18 protein-coding genes and 1 riboswitch are annotated in these 20435 nt (G+C 61.1%); of the genes, 1 reads left to right on the top strand and 17 read right to left on the bottom strand.

Going from position 1 to position 20435, the window contains the following annotated elements; translation table 11 throughout:
* Positions 1–26: 26 nt before the first annotated feature.
* From RAE21_RS00090 to RAE21_RS00010, 17 genes are all read right to left on the bottom strand, one after another.
* Positions 27–995, bottom strand: a complete 969-nt coding sequence (locus RAE21_RS00090; RefSeq protein ID WP_313879573.1) for a thiazole synthase — start codon at positions 993–995, stop codon at positions 27–29.
* 3 nt (positions 996–998) lie between these two features.
* Entirely contained in the window at positions 999–1226 is a 228-nt protein-coding gene (thiS, locus tag RAE21_RS00085) for a sulfur carrier protein ThiS (protein WP_313879572.1), read from the bottom strand.
* Positions 1223–2266 carry an FAD-dependent oxidoreductase gene (locus RAE21_RS00080; RefSeq protein WP_313879571.1) on the bottom strand — a complete coding sequence of 348 codons (1044 nt, stop codon included), beginning with the start codon at positions 2264–2266 and terminating at the stop codon, positions 1223–1225. The genes thiS and RAE21_RS00080 overlap by 4 nt, the downstream gene beginning before the upstream one ends.
* 2 nt (positions 2267–2268) lie before the next feature.
* On the bottom strand, positions 2269–4170 hold the full coding sequence (gene thiC, locus RAE21_RS00075; protein WP_313879570.1) for a phosphomethylpyrimidine synthase ThiC: 1902 nt from the start codon (positions 4168–4170) through the stop codon (positions 2269–2271).
* 88 nt (positions 4171–4258) lie between these two features.
* A riboswitch (TPP riboswitch) is annotated at positions 4259–4359 on the bottom strand.
* 21 nt (positions 4360–4380) lie between these two features.
* Entirely contained in the window at positions 4381–6207 is a 1827-nt protein-coding gene (aceK, locus tag RAE21_RS00070; protein WP_313879569.1) for a bifunctional isocitrate dehydrogenase kinase/phosphatase, read from the bottom strand.
* A gap of 70 nt (positions 6208–6277) precedes the next feature.
* Positions 6278–6943, bottom strand: coding sequence for a carbonate dehydratase (can, locus tag RAE21_RS00065; protein WP_313874134.1), 666 nt, complete (start codon positions 6941–6943; stop codon positions 6278–6280).
* An 8-nt stretch (positions 6944–6951) separates the two neighbouring features.
* Positions 6952–8955, bottom strand: a complete 2004-nt coding sequence (locus tag RAE21_RS00060) for an LTA synthase family protein (protein WP_313879568.1) — start codon at positions 8953–8955, stop codon at positions 6952–6954.
* A gap of 5 nt (positions 8956–8960) precedes the next feature.
* Complete coding sequence (locus tag RAE21_RS00055; RefSeq protein WP_313879567.1) at positions 8961–10142, bottom strand: isovaleryl-CoA dehydrogenase; 1182 nt, start codon at positions 10140–10142, stop codon at positions 8961–8963.
* A 58-nt stretch (positions 10143–10200) separates the two neighbouring features.
* The gene (locus RAE21_RS00050) at positions 10201–10713 is read right to left on the bottom strand and encodes a MerR family transcriptional regulator (RefSeq protein ID WP_313879566.1); all 513 of its coding nucleotides are present in this window, start codon (positions 10711–10713) and stop codon (positions 10201–10203) included.
* A 114-nt stretch (positions 10714–10827) separates the two neighbouring features.
* Positions 10828–11799 carry a M48 family metallopeptidase gene (locus RAE21_RS00045; RefSeq protein ID WP_313879565.1) on the bottom strand — a complete coding sequence of 324 codons (972 nt, stop codon included), beginning with the start codon at positions 11797–11799 and terminating at the stop codon, positions 10828–10830.
* A gap of 14 nt (positions 11800–11813) precedes the next feature.
* Complete coding sequence (locus RAE21_RS00040; RefSeq protein ID WP_313882617.1) at positions 11814–12557, bottom strand: lysophospholipid acyltransferase family protein; 744 nt, start codon at positions 12555–12557, stop codon at positions 11814–11816.
* Between the two features lie 53 nt (positions 12558–12610).
* A complete protein-coding gene (gmhB, locus tag RAE21_RS00035; protein ID WP_313874139.1) occupies positions 12611–13159 on the bottom strand; it encodes a D-glycero-beta-D-manno-heptose 1,7-bisphosphate 7-phosphatase in 549 nt (182 codons plus the stop codon).
* A gap of 13 nt (positions 13160–13172) precedes the next feature.
* The gene (glyS, locus tag RAE21_RS00030) at positions 13173–15293 is read right to left on the bottom strand and encodes a glycine--tRNA ligase subunit beta (RefSeq protein WP_313879564.1); all 2121 of its coding nucleotides are present in this window, start codon (positions 15291–15293) and stop codon (positions 13173–13175) included.
* A 20-nt stretch (positions 15294–15313) separates the two neighbouring features.
* Positions 15314–16219, bottom strand: coding sequence for a glycine--tRNA ligase subunit alpha (glyQ, locus tag RAE21_RS00025; RefSeq protein ID WP_296509318.1), 906 nt, complete (start codon positions 16217–16219; stop codon positions 15314–15316).
* Positions 16220–16312: 93 nt separating this feature from the next.
* Positions 16313–17734, bottom strand: a complete 1422-nt coding sequence (gene lnt, locus RAE21_RS00020; protein ID WP_313879563.1) for an apolipoprotein N-acyltransferase — start codon at positions 17732–17734, stop codon at positions 16313–16315.
* Positions 17735–17880: 146 nt separating this feature from the next.
* A complete protein-coding gene (locus RAE21_RS00015) occupies positions 17881–18756 on the bottom strand; it encodes a CorC family transporter (protein WP_313879562.1) in 876 nt (291 codons plus the stop codon).
* Between the two features lie 86 nt (positions 18757–18842).
* Entirely contained in the window at positions 18843–19547 is a 705-nt protein-coding gene (locus RAE21_RS00010; RefSeq protein WP_313879561.1) for a GNAT family N-acetyltransferase, read from the bottom strand.
* A gap of 101 nt (positions 19548–19648) precedes the next feature.
* Between RAE21_RS00010 and RAE21_RS00005 the strand changes: the two genes are divergently transcribed.
* Complete coding sequence (locus RAE21_RS00005) at positions 19649–20362, top strand: DUF8198 family protein (RefSeq protein WP_313879560.1); 714 nt, start codon at positions 19649–19651, stop codon at positions 20360–20362.
* Positions 20363–20435 lie beyond the last annotated feature (73 nt).

The raw sequence follows: 20435 nt of genomic DNA, 5'->3' as shown, positions 1-20435 counted from the left end.
GAGTAGCTTCATTTTTCATAGCAATCTCACAACAAAATGGGGTGACCCGCGACCGGGGTAGATGCCACCGCCATGTCCTGGCGGGGCATGACGCCGGCTTCATAAGCGAGGCGGCCGGATTCGATACCGAGCTTGAACGCGCGGGCCATGCGCACCGGGTCTACCGCATGGGCCACAGCACTGTTGAGCAGCACCGCATCCAGCCCCAGTTCCATGGCCTGCACCGCATCTGCCGGCGAGCCGATGCCGGCATCGACGATGAGTGGCACGCCGAGCAGGCGGGCCCGCAGGGTGCGCAGCGCGCCGGGGTTGACCAGCCCCTGCCCCGAGCCTATGGGCGCGCCCCAGGGCATGAGGATGCTGCAGCCGGCATCCAGCAGGCGCTGGCAGCTCACCAGGTCGTCCATGCAATACGGGAACACTTCAAAGCCGTCTTTCACCAGCTGGGTGGCGGCGGTCAGCAGCTCGAAGGGGTCAGGCTGGAGGGTGTGGGCGTCGCCCACGACTTCGAGTTTGATCCACGGTGTCTCAAACAGCTCGCGGGCCATGTGCGCCAGGGTGATGGCTTCGCGGGCGGTGTGGCAGCCCGCGGTGTTGGGGAGCAGGTGGGCGCCTGTGGCTTTGATGAGGGCGAAGAAGTCGCCGGCCTCTCCCCCGTGGGCGAGTTGGCGGCGCAGGCCCATGGTGACGACTTGAGCGCCTGAGGCTTGGATGGCGTCCTGCAGTATTTGGGGGGAGGGGTAGGCTGCGGTGCCCAGGAAGAAGCGGCTGGTCAATGTGCGGCCGCCTATGTGCCATTCGCTTGCTTCTTCGAGGCGACTTGGCTGCAGCGTGCTCTGCTCCGTGTCCCCCGCCCGCTGCGCGGGCTCCTCCTTAACCTGCGCAGAACACACTGCCGCCAAGTCTCTGGGTGTGGCGGTTGAACGCTCGCGACCATCCAACTTTTGCTCGGCAGTACTTTGCTCAGCCGCTTCGTCTATTGTGTGTGTAGTCATGGGTCAACCGCCTTCGATGGGTTGAAAGGTGAGGATGGTGTCGCCCTCTGCCAGCGGCTGCTGGGCGCGCTGGCTGCGGGGTACGAAGTTGCCGTTGACGGCGGTGGCTAGCGCTGCCGGGAGCACTCCGCGGGCGTCTACCCAGGCTTGTAGGGTTCTAGCGCTTGTGGATTCCGGGGTGCCATTCACCGTGATGGTGATGGTCGTTGGCTCGGTGTCTGTGGTGGTCATAGCTTGAGCTCTTGCAATGCCTGCTCCACCAGTGCCGGGGCGATGAGCCAGCCGTGGCGGAAGAGTCCGTTGATTTCGGTGGTGCCTGCGCTGTGGCGGATGGTCGGCAGGTTGTCGGGCAACGCGGGGCGCAGGTTGGTCTCTGTTTGAATCAGACGCGCCTCGGCGAGTGCGGGCATCACGCTATGTGCAGCACTTAGCAGCTCCAGCGTGCTGCGCAGGGACACGGGCGAGCGGTCTTCGCTTTCGATCTCGCTCGCACCCACCACGATCACATCCCCGGGGCGGGGCACCATATAAATCGAGTGGCGCGGATGCAGCAGGCGCACCGGTCGGTGGAGTGGCACGCCGGGGGCGTGCAACCAGAACACCTCGCCACGCACACCACGCACAGGCATTGCAGGCTTGGCGCCCACGCCGCGTACGTCGAAGACGTGGTCGAAGCGATGTTGTGCTTCGCTGGCATGGATCGCGCCTGCATCCACCGCCGTGACGGTGCTGCCCCAATGCCACTGCACACCTTGCACCGTGGCTTGTGCGGCCAGCGCCTGCAGGGCCTGCACGGGGTGTATCTGCCCCTCACTGGGCAGCAACCAAGCCAGCGCCGGTCCCCGAATGGAGGGCTCCAGCGCGTGCAGCGAATCCGGCGTCAAAGACTGCGGTTGGTACGGCGCATCGGCCTTGGCCTGCAAGAGCCCGACCACACGCTGGGCCGCGCCCGCATCGCTGCGGTGCGCCAGCAGCAGGCTGCCCTGCATGTGCAAGGCCACCGGCTCGGAGAGCGCCTGCACGATCTGCGGCCAGAGCTGGCAAGAGCGCACGCCCAGCGCAAACACTTCGCTGCCGGCGCGCTCCAGCTCGGCCACCGGGCTCAGCATGCCAGCCGCCGTCCAGCCCGCAGCCTGCGAGCCGGACTCCGCACGCGGGCCGGGGCCCAACGCCGGGTCAAACACCTGCACGTCGTGGCCCGCGCGGCTGAGCGTGAACGCCAGCAGCCGGCCGAGCACTCCCGCGCCGGCAATGCCTATGCGCAGCGCCATGGTCAGGCCTTGGTGTCGTCGGTGGCAGTCTGTACTGGGTTGATGGGGATGTAGATCTCCCCGCCCACCTTTTTGAACTCGCCCGACATCACGTCCATGCCCGATTGCAGGGCCTGCTCCTCGCTCACGCCCAGGTTCTTGGCGTAGTCACGCACCTCCTGGGTGATCTTCATGCTGCAGAACTTGGGGCCGCACATCGAGCAGAAATGCGCCACCTTGGCACCTTCGGCAGGCAGGGTTTCGTCGTGGAACTGCTTGGCGGTGTCGGGGTCCAGCGAGAGGTTGAATTGGTCCATCCAGCGGAACTCGAAGCGCGCTTTGGACAATGCATCGTCCCGCGCCCGCACACCCGGGTGACCCTTGGCCACATCGGCCACGTGGGCGGCAATCTTGTAGGTGATGATGCCGGTCTTCACGTCTTCGCGGTCGGGCAAACCCAGGTGCTCCTTGGGCGTGACGTAGCAGAGCATCGCGGTGCCGAACCAGCCAATCATGGCGGCACCGATGCCACTGGTGATGTGGTCGTAGCCCGGCGCAATGTCGGTCGTCAGCGGCCCGAGGGTGTAGAACGGGGCTTCGCCGCAGTGCTTGAGCTGCTCGGTCATGTTGGCCTGCACCATGTGCATGGGCACGTGGCCGGGGCCTTCAATCATGACCTGCACGTCTTGCTGCCAGGCCTTGTGCGTCAGTTCACCCAGGGTGTGCAACTCAGCGAATTGGGCTTCGTCATTCGCATCGGCACCAGAGCCCGGACGCAGGCCATCGCCCAGCGAGTAGCTCACGTCATACGCGCGCATGATCTCCGTCATCTCATCGAAGTGCGTGTACAGAAAGTTCTCTTTGTGGTGGGCAATACACCACTTGGCCATGATGGAGCCACCGCGGGAGACGATGCCGGTCACCCGGTTGGCGGTCAGGTGGATGAAGGGCAGGCGCACGCCGGCATGCACCGTGAAGTAGTCCACGCCCTGCTCGGCTTGCTCGATCAATGTGTCGCGGAAGATCGCCCAGGTCAGGTCTTCGGCAATGCCGCCCGCCTTTTCCAGCGCCTGATAAATCGGCACGGTACCGATGGGCACCGGGCTGTTGCGCACGATCCAGTCGCGCGTGGTGTGGATGTTTTTGCCGGTGGACAAGTCCATCACAGTGTCGGCACCCCAGCGAATGGACCAGACCAGTTTTTCCACTTCCTCTTCGATGCTGGACGTGACCGCCGAGTTGCCGATGTTGGCGTTGATCTTCACCAGGAAGTTGCGCCCAATGGCCATGGGCTCCAGCTCGGTGTGGTTGATGTTGGCGGGAATGATGGCGCGGCCGCGGGCCACTTCATCCCGCACGAACTCGGGCGTCACAATCTTCGGGATGCTGGCACCGAAGCTGTTGCCGGCCAAACGCTTCTCGCGGTCTGCGTTGCTCAGGTATTGCGCTTGCCACTCCAGGTTCTGGTTCTCACGCAGGGCGACATATTCCATCTCGGGGGTGACGATGCCCTTGCGGGCGTAGTGCATCTGGGTGACGTTGGCGCCACTTTTGGCCCGACGCGGCTGGCGCTGCAAGCCTGCTGCTTGGGCGCGCAAGGCGGCCAGTGCATCGGTCTCGCCGTTCTTCAGGCCATCGTCCAGCGCAAAGGGCTTGCGGCCTTCGTACAACTCGGTGTCACCACGACCGGCAATCCACTGCTCACGCACCAGCGGCAAGCCGGAGCGCACATCGATGTGGGCACGCGGGTCGGTGTAGGGGCCGGAGGTGTCATACACCGTGATGGCCTCGCCATTGCTCTGCATGATTTCGCGCAGAGGCACCTGAATGTCAGGGCGGCTGCCTTGCAGATAACGTTTGGTGGAAGCGGGAAGCGGTTCGCGCGTGAGGCGGATGAACTGGGCAAGCTTGTCGGGTGCGTTCACTGGGAAATCTCCGGGTTAACGCCCGAAGAAAGAGAAAAACACGCCCCCGAAAACTTGGAATGAGCCACGGCCCGCACGGCACACGGCCGGGGGCACTGCTCTGCACTTCTTACGCTGGTATGAACCAGATCAAGTTCACGGGTTTGGTATCCATCTCAGCGCAACCACTGCGCACCCCGGGCAACGCGGAGTGTACGTCAAAGTAAAAACTCACGGGCGAGTGAAGCGTTTGTCTTTCTCATACGGGTACACATCGTGCACATACCCCGCCGCAATCCGCTCCTTTTGCATTTGCCAAAAGCCGGGGTCCAGCAGGTTGGCGTGGTATTGCATGAACACGTCGCGCACCAGCGGATTGCCCAGCAGAAAAGGTGCAAAAGTTTCCGGGAACACATCACGCGGGCCCACGGCGTACCAAATCTCGCCGGACATTTCTTCTTCCTCGTTGCGCGGCTCGGGCACTTTGCGGAAGTTGCAATCGGTGAGGTATTCGATTTCGTCGTAGTCGTAAAAAACGACCTTGTTATTACGGGTGATACCGAAGTTCTTCCAGAGCATGTCGCCGGGGAAGATGTTGGCGGCCACCATGTCTTTGATTGCGTAGCCGTAGTCGATCACCGAGCGCTCAATCTGGTGGCGTGCCCGCAGGGCCGCGGGGCTTTGGTTGCTGCGATCCGCACCGCCCGCATCAAACGCCTCTTGCAGGTACATATTGAGCGGGATCATGCGGCGCTCGATGTAGACATGCTTGAGGATGACCTCGGTGCGGCCATCGCCATCGCGGTCGCTGATCTCCAATTGGCTGGGCGCAAACTGCTGCAGCTCGGCGATCAGCTCATCGCTAAAGCGGTCGTGCGGGAAAGCGACATCGCCATAGTCCAACGTATCGGCCATGCGACCCACGCGGTCGTGCAGCTTGACCAGCTGGTACTTCGCCCTGACCTGCTCACGCGTGGTTTCCTTCTGATGCGGAAAGTAGTCTTTGATGACCTTGAACACATAGGGGTAGCTGGGCAGGTCAAACACCAGCATCACCATGCCCTTGATGCCGGCGGCGATACGAAACTTGTCGCTGCTGTGCTGCAGATGGTGCAGAAAGTCGCGGTAGAACAGCGTCTTTCCCTGCTTGGCCAGCCCCAGTGCGTTGTAGATTTCGTTGCGGGGTTTGCGCGGCATCATGCTGCGCAAAAACTGCACATAGGCGCTCGGGATCTCCATGTCCACCATGAAATACGCCCGCGCAAAACTGAAAAGACGCAGCAGGTCATCCTCCCCGAACAGCGCCGCATCGATACGCAGCTGGCCGTCTTTGCTGTGCAGCACCGGCAGGGCAAAGCCGGCCTCGGTGTAGCCGTTGATCAGCTTGCCGATGATGTAGCCGCCCTTATTGCGGAAGAACAGGCTGGAGAGCACCTGCACCTGAAAATTGGCGAGCAGCTTGGCCTCGCCCAACTGCCGGGTCATCACCGCCAACACGCTGCGGGCATCGCGCTCCAGGTCTTCAAACGGGACCCGCAGGTCGAAGTCCTGCACCATGCGCACCAGCTGCGCCTGCACGTCGTCCAGGGTAGGGTAGTAGCAGCGGTAGGTGGGCTGGTAGCGGGCGCCCGGCGCATCGAGGTTCTCGATGTACTCGGTACTGACCGCTGGCCGCACAAAAATGAAATCGTTCTGGAAGTAACTGCGGTGCAGGATCTTGGTGGTCACCGAGTTGAAGAAGGTCTCGGCCAGTTCCGGCTGATGGTGATTCACCAACAGGCCGATGTAGTGCAGCTTGATCTGCTGCCACACCTCGGCGCCCTGCTCGCCGGCCTTGAACTCGCGCTCCAGCCGGCGCGAGCACTCTTGCACCCGCAAGCCGTAAAACTCGATGCGCTCGCGCTGGGCGCGCTGCTGGCCATGCCAATCGCGGGTTTCAAACCGGTGCTTGGCACGCGCACTCTCGGTGCGGAAGAGTTGGTAGTGGCGGTTAAAGCCGTCGAGCAGCGCCCGCGCAATGTCGTAGGCAACCGAGGAATCAAGCCGGGTAGGAAACATGCGCGAGTTTCACTATATTTTTGATAGCTGCCCGCGCATATTCCATGAGCGCTACAGGTCGTTTTTATGCTTAACGAGGATGGCGGGGCATGAGCCGCACGCCGGAAATCGCTTCCCGGTACAGCGCATCGAGGTTGTCTTCGCGGCCCACGGTCATGTGCAGGTCTTGCACCAGGCCGTCGTGTACGCCGTACACCCAGCCATGCAGCGTCACTTCCTGCCCTGCGGCCCAGGCGTCTTGCAGCACAGTGCTTTGCGCGACGTTGATCACCTGTTCGATCACATTGAGCTCGCACAAGGCGGCGGCTTTGCCGTGGTCGGGGATGGCGTCCAGGATATCGCGGTGGCGGTCCCGCACGTCTTGAATATGGCGCAGCCAGTTGTCGGCCAGGCCGATACGGGCACCTTCGAGCGCCGCTTGCACGCCAGAGCAGCCGTAGTGACCCACGACCATCACATGCTTGACCTTGAGTCGCTCTACCGCAAACTGAATGGTGGACAGCGCATTCAGATCCGAATGCACCACCACGTTGGCGACGTTACGGTGCACAAAAATTTCGCCCGGTGCCAAACCGATGATTTCGTTGGCGGGCACCCGGCTGTCGGAGCAGCCGATCCACATGTACTTGGGTTTTTGCTGGTTGGCCAGCCCGGTGAAAAAGCCCGGACGGGTGCGCTCCATCTCCGCGGCCCATGCGCGATTGCGGGAGAAAAGGTCGTTGAGTTTGTCTGTCATAGCCCTGATTATTTCTTAAGAGAGATGCGCACATTCCAATCGAGGAGTGCGTACCGGGCACGTTCCTGCAAATCGTCTTGTGCATTGAACTCGCAGCTCTGCGGTGGTCGGGCCGCGGTGCATACAAACGACTTGGGGTTGCCGAGCTGCCACATGCCTTGGGCATTGCGCGCCTCGCCGGTGAAGAAAAGGCCGCGCGGCGCGTTCATCGGGTCGGGTTGTGCCGGCACGTCTTTGAGCAGGTTGCGCCCGGCGTTGATGTAGTTGCCCTCAATACCGGCCAGCGGAAAAAGGGTGTTGAACATGTCCCGGTGGCTGGCTGGCTGGGTCAGCTGCTGGCCACAGCGCAGCTGCGGGCCCCAGATCACAAACGGCACCTGCCGCATCAAGTAGCGGCGGCTGGGCTCAGCGTACACGCCGAAGGAGCGCACATTGTGGTCACCGGTGGCGGCAATCAGGGTGGTGTCTTTCAGCGGGCCGCTTTGCACCTGCTGCACGAAAGCGCCCAACAAATCGTGCGCATAGCGGTAGGTGTGGAGATTGGGCACCAGAGTGGCTTCGCTGGTTTCGCCCTTCCACTGGGACATGTCCAAGGGCACCTTTTGATAATCGGCTGGCAGGTCGTACGGCGGGTGGTTGGTCGCGGTGAGCACAAACACAAACAGGGGCCGGTCTTTGGGCTGGGCGGCCATCCGCTTTTCAAGGTAGCGGTAAACATAGCTATCCCACACGCCCCAGAGCCCGATAGTTGCATCCGGGTAATCGGCCTTGAGGTTGTTGGCGTCAATGACTTCGTCAAAACCCTGCACCTTGAGCACCCGGTTCAGGTCGCGCCAGCCAGAGCGGGCTGAGGTGACAAACAAGGTGTCATACCCGGCCTGCTTGGCTACCTGCGCCACGCCCCAAGGCAGGGGCTTGCGACCAGCATCGCCCATGGTGAGCGGCGTGATCGGGCTCGAAAACAATATAGCCTCCAGCGACGGGTGGGTGCCCGGCTGTGCCGACTCGAAGTTGCTGAAATGGCAGGCCTTGTCCAGGGTGGGGGCCATGCGGCCCAGCACGTCAAACGTGGGGCTTTGGTAGAGCATGGGTTCTGCGCTCCACGACTCCATCAAGAAGAACACCAGGTTCTTTTTGGGGGTGCCGGCGGGTAGCGGCTCGTGGCGATAGAGGGCGTCACGCACCTCGGCCTCGGTGGCATGGGGCAGGCCCAGCACCTGGGCTGCGGCCTGTGGCGAGTCGAAGCCCAGAGCCTTCAGGCCCACCAGCGGGTCTGACAGGTTTTGCGATTGTCGTCGGTTATCCCACGCGTATTTGAGCGCGATGACGCCGTTGGGCACCATGTCGTTCAGAAACTGGGAGGTCGTCACCGTCAAATGCTGGCGCTGCAATGCCATCTGGCGAAGGGTGCCCTTGCCCGCAAACAGCAAGGCGAACAAGGCCACCACCACCGCCAACATGCGCAAAGTGACAGCGCGCTTTTGCAGCACCGTATCGGGCTCCACCCAGTCCACAACCCGCCGGTGAATCACCAGCCCCAGCAGCGCAGTAGCCGCGACTGCCAAGAGGGTCCCGACCACGGGGAAATCGTGCCAGATGGTCTGCAACACCGCAGCCGTGTCATCCTCAAACAAACCGAAGATGACCGAATCGATCGGGGTTTTGTAGAACCCGAAATAGTGCAGGTTGATAAACCCGAGAAACACAAAAAGGCAAACCAGCCCGGTTACCAGCCGCCGGTACACCGGGCCCGACACCCAGGGGAGCACCAGCAATAGCAAGAAGCCGGCAATCGCGCTGACCTTGAGGTCGAAGCGGAAGCCCTGCACCGCCACGGTGGCAAGGTCGCTGCTACTGGCCTGGTAGCCTTGCGGCCAAAAATACGCCAACTGCCCCCACCGGATCACACTCAGCGCCACGACGAGCGGCACGATGAGCACCCATGCGCGCATCAGGCCGCGCAGGATGCCGTGGAGTGTGGATGTCAGGGTACGAGCAATGGCATGTTTCATAGCCCCTACATTGTCTCAGCGAACAGCTCCCGTCCGATGAGCATGCGGCGGATCTCGCTGGTACCGGCTCCGATTTCATACAACTTGGCATCGCGCCACAAGCGCCCCAGCGGGTACTCGTTGATGTAGCCGTTGCCACCGAAAATCTGCACGCCCTCGCCTGCCATCCAGGTGGCCTTTTCGGCCGTCCACAAAATGACGGAAGCGCAATCTTTGCGGACCTGGCGGACATGCTCGACGCCGAGCAAGTCCAGATTCTTGGCCACGGTGTAGGCGAAGGCCCGGCCGGCTTGCAGCACGGTGTACATGTCGGCTACCTTGCCCTGAATAAGCTGGAACTCGCCGATGCTCTGGCCGAACTGCTTGCGGTCGTGGATGTAAGGAATCACGTTGTCCATCACCGCCTGCATGATGCCCAGCGGTCCGCCGGAGAGCACTGCACGCTCGTAGTCCAAGCCGCTCATCAGCACCTTGGCGCCGCCATTGACCTGCCCCAGCACGTTGGCCAGCGGCACTTCCACGTTGTTGAACACCAGCTCGCCAGTGTGGCTGCCACGCATGCCGAGTTTGTCCAGCTTCTGGGCAATGCTGAAGCCGGGCATGGACTTTTCGATCAGGAACGCGGTGACGCCGCGTGCGCCCAGCTCGGGTTCGCTCTTGGCGTAGACAACCAAGGTATCAGCATCTGGGCCGTTGGTGATCCACATCTTGTTGCCGTTGAGCAGGTAGTAGCCGCCCTTGTCTTCGGCCTTGAGCTTCATGCTCAGCACATCGCTACCGGCGCCGGGCTCGCTCATGGCCAGTGCACCCACGTGCTCGCCGGTGATGAGTTTGGGCAGGTACTTGGCGCGCTGCTCGGGCGTGCCGTTGCGCTTGATCTGGTTCACACACAAGTTACTGTGCGCGCCATAGCTCAGGCCCACCGAGGCGCTGGCGCGGCTGATTTCTTCCATGGCCACCATGTGGGCTAGGTAGCCCATGTTGGCGCCGCCGTATTCCTCGCCCACGGTGATGCCGAGCACCCCCAGGTCGCCCATCTTGCGCCACAGGTCCATGGGGAACTGGTCGCTGCGGTCGATCTCGGCGGCGCGGGGGGCGATTTCGGCTTGGGCGAACTCGCGCACCGCGTCGCGCAGGGCGTCAATGTCTTCGCCGAGTTGGTAGTTGAGTCCGGGCAGATTGCTCATGGGTGTCTCCTCGTTGTAGTGGGGTTATGAGTCAGCGCGATGACGCGCGGCACAGCGGTCAGGCCTGTGCGATTTTTTTGCCAGTCGCTTTGCCTGGCACTTTGGCAGCCGGTTTGTGGGCCGGTTTCACAGGCGCTTTGTTGCTTGCCTTGGAGGCCGGCTTGCCGGAGGCCTTGTCGGCGTGGGCCTCGCTTTTGGCCAGCAGCGCCTTGGCCTCACGCTGGTGAACTTTGATCTCGTCGAGGTTGGCCTGCAGGTCTGCCATTTGCTCTTCGACCTGTTTGCGGTGGGCGGCCAACACGTCCAGAAACTTTTGCAACTGCGCGCCGGTGTCGCGCGGGCTGTCATACATCTCGATGATGTCTTTGGCCTCGGTCAGACTCAGGCCCAGGCGCTTGGCCCGCAGGGTGAGCTTGAGGCGGGTACGGTCCCGCCCGCTGTACACCCGGTTGCGCCCGCCGGGGCCCGTACGCTCGGGCTGCAAAAGCCCCAAGTCCTCGTAGAAGCGGATAGCGCGGGTGGTCAGGTCGAACTCTTTGGCCAGGTCGCTAATGCTGAAGGTGGTGCTCATGGTGCGGTAGGGCTACGGCCGGGCCGTAGAAAGTTGACGTTTACGTAAACGTCAATTATGAATCAAAAGATTCCATACCGGAAAGCCGCAAGCCCGCAGGGGCGGCTCAGGGCCTTACCACTTGGGTATTGCCGGGTCCTTGAGGCTGTGGCGCAACTCGGCGTAATCGGGCACCACGGTGCGCACGGTGTCCCAAAACCGGGGGCTGTGGTCCATCACCCGCAAATGGCTCAGCTCGTGGGCCACCACGTAGTCGATGACCGGCAGCCTGAAATGAATCAAGCGCCAATTCAGCCGGATGGAACCATCGCTTTTGGCACTGCCCCACCGGGTGCCCGCATTGCTCAGGCTCAGCTTCTTCCACTGCACTTGCAACTGCGGCGCAAAGTGCTCCAGACGCTGCAGAAACAAGGCCTTGGCCTCGCGCATCAGCCAGGCCTGCACCGCATCGCGGATTTGTGCCGCTGTGGCCGTTTGCGGCAGAGCAACCCGCAGGATGCGCACACCCGCGTCGTCTGCCTGCGCATCCAGCGCAGCGCCTTTGGCGGTGAACGCATGTGCAGAATCCAGCGCAATGCGCACCGGCGCACCGAGGTAGGGAAACTCGGCGCCCTGCGCCCATTCAATTTGCGCTTCTTGCTGGCGGGTGGTGCGTTCGCGGGTTTCGCGCAGTTTGCGCATGATCCACTCGGCCTTTTCTTGCAAAGCAGCGTCTACTTCATACAACGGCGTCCAGCGGGGTGCCCGCACCGCCAAGCCATCCGGCCCGACAGAGAAACCGATGGTTCGGCGCTTACCCCGGGCAAAGGCGTAGCGCACCACTGCACCGTCCAGCTTCACTTCGCGACTGGCCTGCGGGTGGCTGTAGTGGACGGCCTGAATAGCCTGGGCAATCGGCTGACCGGGCTCAAAGGGCCCCCGCTCTACAGGGGTTGCCCCCGTCACTACGCCGGCCACCGGATCAGGGACGGCGATGGGCGAGTGTCGTTTTGCTACTCTTTTAGGAGCTATAGGCGCAGTATTTACCTGAGCGGGAGCCTCAAAAGGCTCAAAAAGATCGAGCGTAAAGCGCAGCAGCGGATGCATGGCGCGGACCGGCCTCAGTCTTTGACGGGATAAGCCTCGGGGTCCAGGCGGCGCATTTCAGCCTCGATCCAGGTTTGTACTTCCTGCATCAAGTCTTTGGGGTCACGGCCTTCGCTGGGGATAGGTTTGCCAATCGACACTTCCACCACCCCGGGGGTTTTGATGAAGGCTTTGCGGGGCCAGCATTTGGCACTGGTCACGGCCACCGGAATCACCGGCGCGCCGGTCGCCACGGCGAGGCGTGTGCCGCCCAATTTATAATTACCGGTCTGGCCACGGGGAATGCGCGTGCCCTCGGGGAACATGATGACCCAGATGCCTTGCGCCAACAGGCGTTTGCCCTGTTCGACCACTTTGGCAAACGACTCGGTCCGTTGGCTGCGGTCTATGTGGATCATGTCCAAGCGCCCCATGGCCCATCCAAAAAACGGCACATAAAGCAGTTCTTTTTTGAACACATAGGCCAGCGGATGCGGCATCAAGGTGGGCATCAAAAACGTCTCAAACGTCGACTGGTGCTTGACCAGCAAAATGGCCGGCGCGGTGTCGCCCGTGGGCAGGTTTTCCCAGCCGATCACGCGGGTGCGGATACCCAGCAGCACGCGGGCACCATCAATCGCCCAGCCCAGCCAACGCACCGCCATCCACCACAGCGGCTTGCCACGCACCCGGATCGAGGCGACCAGCATGATGATGCCCCAGGGGATCACGGTCACCAACATCCACAGCATGTGCAGGCACGACCGCAGCACGGCCATCAGCCAGTTGGGCTTTTTGTGCGTGGGAATAGATACAACGGGGGGCATGCCGCTCATGTTCGGGTTACCAGGTAATCGGCAAAAGCCATCAGATCGTCATGGACGCGGGTGCCCGGCGGGTAGTTGTCGGGCAGTGGCCGACCGCGCAGCGCGGCGGCTTTGCCGGTCAGCACCAGGTGGGGCTCGCAGCCGACCGCAGCACCGGCGATCAGGTCGCGGGCCGAATCGCCCACGCCGGGTACACCGTGCAAGTCGACACCAAACCGTTCACCGATCTGCTCAAACAAGCCCGGCTCTGGTTTGCGGCAACGACAGTTGTCGTCGGGTGCATGGGGGCAGTAAAAAATGGCATCCACTTTGCCACCCACTGCCGCCAGCATGGTGTGCATTTTGGCGTGCATGGCGTTGAGCGACACCACATCAAACAAGCCACGCCCCAGGCCGCTTTGGTTGGTCGCCACCACCACACGCCAACCCGCATGGTTGAGTTTGGCGATGGCTTCCAAAGCGCCCGGTAAGGGGCGCCACTCGTGAGAGCTCTTCACAAACTCCGCACTGTCTTCGTTGATGGTGCCGTCGCGGTCGAGAATGCAGAGTTTCATACAGCGCTTTCGGTCAGGCCGCGAGCTTGGACAGGTCGGCCACGCGGTTCATCGCCACGTGCAGGCTCTTGAGCAGGCCCAAGCGGTTCAGGCGCAGGTCGAGCTGCTCTGCGTTGACCATGACATCTTCAAAGAAGGCGTCGACCGGCACGCGCAAAGCTGCCAAAGACTGCAACGAGGCGGTGTAGTCGCCGGCTTGCCACTGGCTTTGGGCCTGGGGCAGCACGGTTTGCATGGCTGCGAACAGCGCCTTTTCGGCCGCTTCTTGCAACAGCACTTCGCTCACGTGTGCGTCCACATCGTCGGTCTTTTTGAGGATGTTGCTGATGCGCTTGTTGGCGGCGGCCAACGCAGCGCTCTCGGGCAAGGCCGCAAAGGCGCGCACCGCGGTCAGGCGCTTGGCGACATCACCCAGACGCTGGGGCTTGAGGGCCAGCACCGCATCGACCTCTTGGGCACTGTAGCCCTGCTCACGCAGGGAGCCGGCCAAGCGGTCGAACATGAAGTCCACGAGTGCTGCAGAGGCATCGGTAATCAGGCTGCCAAATGCTGGCACCGCGCTTTGGACTAGCGCAGACACATCTAGCGGCAAGTCTTTTTCGACCAACATGCGGATCACACCCAGCGCGTGACGGCGCAGGGCAAACGGGTCTTTGTCGCCAGTGGGCAGATTGCCGATGCCGAACATGCCGACCAGGGTTTCCAGCTTGTCCGCCAGCGCGACCACCACACCCGCGGTGTTGCGGGGCAGCGCGTCACCCGCAAAGCGGGGCTTGTAATGGTCTTCGATCGCATGGGCGACGGTCTCACCCAAGCCATCGTTCAGGGCGTAGTAACCGCCCATGATGCCTTGCAGCTCGGGGAATTCGCCCACCATGTCGGTAACCAGGTCCGTCTTGGCCAACTGCGCGGCCTGGTCGGCTTGTGCCACCAGCGTTGCATCGCCCAGTTGGGCTGCGATGGCCTTGGCAATTGCGCGCACGCGCTCCACGCGCTCGCCTTGGGTGCCGAGCTTGTTGTGATACACGACCTTGCCCAAGCCTTCCACGCGGGAAGCAAGCGTCTTTTTGCGGTCTTGGTCGAAGAAAAACTTGGCATCGGCCAAACGGGGGCGCACCACCCGCTCGTTGCCGCCAATCACCAAGCTGGCGTCATCAGGGTTGATGTTGCTAACCACCAAGAACTTGTTGGTGAGCTTGCCGGCTGCGTCCAGCAGCGGGAAGTACTTCTGGTTGGCCTTCATGGTCAGAATCAGGCACTCTTGCGGGACGTCGAGGAATTGGGCCTCGAATTCGCAAATCAGCACATGGGGGCGCTCCACCAGGGCGGTCACCTCGTCCAGCAAGGCAGCATCTTCGATGGGTTTGCAGTCTCCACCCACCTTGGCTGCAGCAGCGTCCAGCTGGCGGACGATGTCCGCGCGGCGCTCTGCAAAGCTGGCAATCACCGCGCCATCTTTGGCCAAAGTAGCGGCATAGGCGTCGGCATCGGCAATCACCACGGGCGACACTGCAGCTTCAAAGCGATGGCCTTCGGTGTGATTGCCGGCGTGCAGGCCGAGGGCTTGGACTGGCACGACATCGCTGCCATGCAAAGCCACCAAGCCGTGTGCTGGGCGCACAAAACTCACGCTGGTCCAGCCGGGCAGCTCGCAGCCGCTTTGCAGCTGGTAGCTCATGACCTTGGGGATAGGCAGCTTGGCAATGCTCTCCAGCAGGGCCTTTTGCAGGCCGTCCACCAAGGTGACTCCGGTGACCATGCTGTCGTAGAACAAGGCTTCTGCCTTGCCGTCCACGGCGCGCTTCAGGGTAGAGACCGCGCTGGCATCGGCGCCCAAGGCTTGCAGCTTTTTGAGCAAGGCGGGGGTGGCGTTGCCGGATGCATCTAGGCCCACGGCCACAGGCATCAGCTTTTGCGAAACGGCTTTGTCTGCCGCTTGGGCCGCCACTGCAGCCACATGCACAGCCAAACGACGCGGCGATGCAAAGTGAGTCACTGCGGCATCCGCGGCCACCAGGCCTTGAGTCTTGAGGGAGTCTGCCAGCACCGTGGCAAAGGCTTCGCCCAACTTCTTCAGCGCCTTAGGGGGCAGCTCTTCTACAAACAGTTCGACCAGGAGGTTTTTTGTTGTCATGTCTTAGTTTCTCCGTGCGCTTACGCGGCCTTCTTGGGCATCTGTTCAATCCACTCGCGCGGCGCCATCGGGAAGCCCAAACGCTCCCGGCTCTCGTAGTAAGACTGCGCCACGCTGCGCGCCAGATTGCGGATGCGACCGATATACGCTGCGCGCTCAGTCACGCTGATAGCGCCCCGTGCGTCCAGCAGGTTGAAACTGTGCGCGGCCTTGAGCACTTGCTCATAGGCAGGCAGGGCCAGTTGCTGTTCGATCAGGTATTTGGCTTGCTTCTCGTGCGCATTGAACGCGGTGAACAAAAAGTCGGCGTCGCTGTGCTCGAAGTTGTAGGTGGACTGCTCGACTTCGTTCTGGTGGTAGACGTCGCCGTACTTCAGCGTGTCGGTCCACTGCAAGTTGTAGACGTTGTCGACGCCTTGCAGATACATGGCCAAGCGCTCCAGGCCGTATGTGATCTCGCCCGTAGCGGGCTTGCAATCAATGCCGCCCACTTGTTGGAAATAAGTGAACTGGGTGACTTCCATGCCGTTGAGCCAGACCTCCCACCCCAGGCCCCATGCGCCCAGTGTGGGGTTTTCCCAGTCGTCTTCCACAAAGCGGATGTCGTTCTTTTTCAGATCGAACCCCAAAGCCTCTAGGGAGCCGAGGTAGAGCTCCAGAATATTGGCTGGTGCAGGCTTCAACACCACCTGGTATTGGTAGTAGTGCTGCAAGCGGTTGGGATTCTCACCATAGCGACCGTCTTTCGGCCGGCGGCTGGGTTGCACATAGGCAGCCTTCCATGGCTCAGGGCCGATGGCGCGCAAGAAGGTGGCCGTGTGTGAGGTGCCGGCACCGACTTCCATGTCATAGGGCTGCAAGAGCGCGCAACCCTGGCGATCCCAGTAGTCCTGGAGGCGAAGAATAATTTGCTGAAAAGTGAGCATGGTGTGAGAGCTATCTCCGGCAAGAGCCGGTGCAGGGCAGGCGGTCAAGTAAACCACGCATTTTACGGGGTGACCGCAGGAGCGAGGGTGGTATCAGGAAGGGGGATGGGAGTCGCGTTGCCGCCACAAGACGGCCAGTACAGCCAGCGCTATCAGCCACAGGGGCCACAGGCCGTATCTAGAGGCCCACCACGCAAATGGGGTGATTCCGCTTCGGCCCTGAACCTCACCTCGCAGCACTCCGCGGGTCTGGGGTGGCAGCAGGTCTTGGACAACGCCCTCGTGGCTCAATATGGCGGTCGCGCCGGTATTGGTGGCCCGCACAAACGGGCGCTGAAACTCGAGAGCGCGCGCTCGTGAAATGTGGAGGTGCTGGTCCAGCGCCACGCTGCGATTGAACCAACCGAGGTTACTCACATTGGCAAACACCGTGGGCGCAAGCCCGGCATCGGTAAACCGGGTCGCCAGCTCTTCGCCATACAAGTCTTCGTAGCAAATGTTCGGGGCGACCCGTTCGCCTTTCACGGCCAGAGAGGGCTGCCCGAGCGGGCCACGGTTGAAATCACCGAGCGGAATGTTCATCAGCCGGGTAAACCACTTGAATAGCGGCGGAATGAACTCCCCGAAAGGGACCAAATGGTGTTTGTCGTATTGCCAGCCGGTTTGACCGGCTGCGAGAGCGACCACCGAATTGGTGTAGCCCGCCTGATAGCTCCCTAGCGGTATACCGACTAATGCTGCTTGCGCCGAGGTCTCGAACCTGCTGCTTAAGCTGGCCCAGTAACCCTCGGGAAGCTGTTGGGGCAAAAGTGGAATGGCGGTCTCTGGCGCGACGACTAAATCGCCCTCGGCTTGCAGCAAGGCGTCGCGGTACCACTGCAACGCGAGTGGCACGCCACTGCCGGTTTCGAACTTTTCGTCCTGGGGAATATTCCCTTGCAAGAGAGTGACCTGCAGAGTGCCAGTAGGCGTCGTCCACTGGTTGGCGCCAGCAGGCAGCAGCGTGGGCGCCATCAGTAACACGCTGACCCACACCGCAGGTGCGATCTGACGACGCGCCACGGCGACAGCCAGCGAAGCGGCCCAAGCGGCTGCCAAGGCGCTGACGCCGTAGCTTCCAATCCAAGGCAAAAAGAAGGCCAGCGGGCCGTCGATATGCGCGTACCCGATAGCGCCCCAGCCAAAACCCGTGAGCCAAGTGCCGCGAGCCATTTCGGCCATGAGCCAAAGGGCCGCAAAACCCACAATAGCGCCCCAGTGAGTGCCCAGCGCCCACTGGCGCCAAGCCCACACTGCACCTGCGTAGTAAGCGGCTAACGCCCCCGCCAACGCAACCACCGCGATAGCGGCCAGCAGCGATGGCAAGCCACCATAGGTGTGCATCGCCACATACAACCACCAGAACGTGGTGCTGAGCCAAACGGTAGCGAACCACCATGCGTAGTGGGCAGCCGCTTTGGGACTTCGCGCCTGTGCCCCTGCGAAAACTAGCAGCGCAAGAGCAATGGGCTGCATCCACCAAAAGAGCTGCCCCTTGGAGAAAAAAGCATCAAAAGGCCAGCTAGCGCTGATAGATTGTGCGACTGCCGCTATACAAAGGATAGCAAACATCACCCAAGGAGGCGCAGGCAGTCGGTCCTGACCTCGGCGGACGACCATCATCAGTCAGTGATGCCTGGTGCTGGAGTATGTGAAACCTTGAACCACTTCACCGCGCCACCCTTGGTGTGCAGCACCGTAAAGTCGAGTCCACACAAGCTGTAGCGCTCTCCGCGCTTGGGCACATGGCCCATTTCATGGGCAATCAGGCCGCCAATCGTGTCAAAGTCGTCCTCAGGGTCTTCGCCCCGCATGGTGAGGGAGAACGCCTCGTTGATGCGTTCGAGGGTTGTGTCACCACTTACCCGGTAAGTCTGGTCGGCCAGCGCAAAGATGTCGCCCTCGTCTTCGGCAATATCGAATTCATCCTCAATTTCCCCGACGATTTGTTCCAGCACGTCTTCAATCGTGATGAGTCCAGCGACTCGGCCGAACTCATCGATCACGATGGCCAAGTGGTTGCGGTTGCCCCTGAAGTCGCGCAAGAGGTCATTCAATCCTTTGGACTCTGGAACGAAAACGGCCGGACGCAAGAGGGCGCGGATATTGAGCTCGGGCGCGCGCTGCAGCTTGAGCAGGTCTTTGGCCATCAAGATGCCAATGATGTTCTCGCGCTCACCGTCGTAAACAGGAAAGCGCGAGTGCGCGGTGTCTATGACCTTGTGCATTAGCTCATCCGTCGTTGCCTGGATGTCCAGCAGGTCCATGCGGGTCGCGGGGACCATCACATCACCCGCAGACATGTCTGCCATCCGGATAACGCCTTCCAGCATGACCCGCGATTCTGCGCCGATGATGTTGTTGTCTTCGGCCTCAGCCAGTGTCTCAATCAATTCCGCGGTGGAATCGGGCCCGGGATGAAGGAACTCGGCAAGTTTCTGGAGGAAGGTGCGCTTGTCCTCTCGTTCGAGATGGCGCGCTGGATGCGGATCAGACACTAGGGATTGCCCATGTCGGGCGGTGGTTTCGAAGCCTCAAGGATAGCGGATCTGAGGAGTTGCCTTCCAAGTGTCCCACTTAAGCACTAAGGCGAACATATTTTTGCAGCGGCGATAGCCCGACTGCGGACGCTCTGAAAGCCCTTCAGCATTTCCACCCAGATACGGCTTTGGGCCACGAGGCTGTAATGCAACCCCGCCCAATACTCTCCTGCCAACTCACGCAGTCGTGACTCCAAATCAGGACGGGGCAATTTTAGATACGCCTCTGATTCTGAGCCGTGCCGGTGAACGGTCGCACCCCGCTTGCGGGCTATAGCCAACATTGCGGCGTTTTCAGCGAGCGCTTGTATCTGAAGCACCTCGACACCCTCATTGCGAGCGTGCAAAGCGGCTCTCTCGTAGAGCCTGCCGCCAATTCCATGGCCGCGTAGTGACGGGGCTACTGAGACACCGAAATCGCCTACTGGGGGCCCATTAGTGGATTTACAGATAGCCAAGTGGGCCATCGCAACAATGTGCAGTCGGCGATTAAAGACCCCAAATACAGCATCATTGATAAAGTCCAAGCGATCAACATACGCAGCAATCTGTTGGTCGGTCGCGACGTAGCCAAACCGTAGGAAACGATCCGCGGTCTCCAGCGCTAACAGATGCTTCCTTAAGCGCTCGCGGTGATTGGGGCCTAGCGCCCGTATGCTGACCGCTATGCCTGTATCTTTTGCTGCACGCACAACATCCTGGCTTCCAGCCTTAAGTGAGCTTTTGTCGTTATTCGTTGGGCGGTCCATGGCCGCGAATATAAGGGTTTTCCCTTGGCTTGCGTAGAGGAAGGGCTTTAAACCCCCTCCGATGTGTTTCTTAGCGAACAAGCCTTCCTAAGATCTCGAGCATGAAGAACCACAAAGGCGCCGATCAGATACACCGGGCATTTCATGAGATCGCGCTCCTTCGGAGCGCTAACGAATCTCACCCATCACGCAGTGTGACTTTACGTGCGGTCAGAGCCTATCAGAGCAAGCGTTTCCAAGAGACTTACCACGATCTACTCGCTAGCGTGGCGTATGGTCCTGCATGCAATTTCTTTCTCACGGAGATCTATGGAGACCAAGACTTCTCACAACGTGACCGAGAGTTTGAACGCATTGCCAAGTCTATCGAGCGGATGTTTCCGAGGAATATCCTCGAGGTGGCCATAGACCTCGCTGAACTTCACGCGCTGACTGAGCTTTTGGACACAAAAATGGCCGAAGCAGTCGAATCATTGGGCAATAGGCCACGCCAAGTACCGTTGGAGAACGCGACCTATGCGGTAGCGTGGCTTGTGAGCGGACTTTCAGCACAAAGAACGCAACAACTAAAAATGGTCTTGGATCTGGGCAGAAGGCTGGAACGCATAACAACCATGCGTGGGATTCGAATGACGCTTAGGGCGATGCGCCTACCCGCCCGCGCAGCCAATCTGTCTGCGCTTCAAGGCTTCCTCGAAAAGGGCTTTGAGACGTTCAGTGAACTTGCTCAGCTGAAAGGCCGTAGCGATATCTTTCTTAGGACGATCGAGGAACGAGAAGAGGCGTGGATAAGACACCTAAATGCAACCGATTGAAACGCCATACAACGAAACACCATACAACGATAGGCAAAGTACGGACGAAAAAAACCCCACCTACTCAGGTGGG

The sequence above is a fragment of the Rhodoferax potami genome (genome assembly GCF_032193765.1).
Lineage (GTDB): Bacteria > Pseudomonadota > Gammaproteobacteria > Burkholderiales > Burkholderiaceae_C > Allorhodoferax > Allorhodoferax potami.
This window is presented reverse-complemented; position numbering and strand designations above follow the sequence as displayed.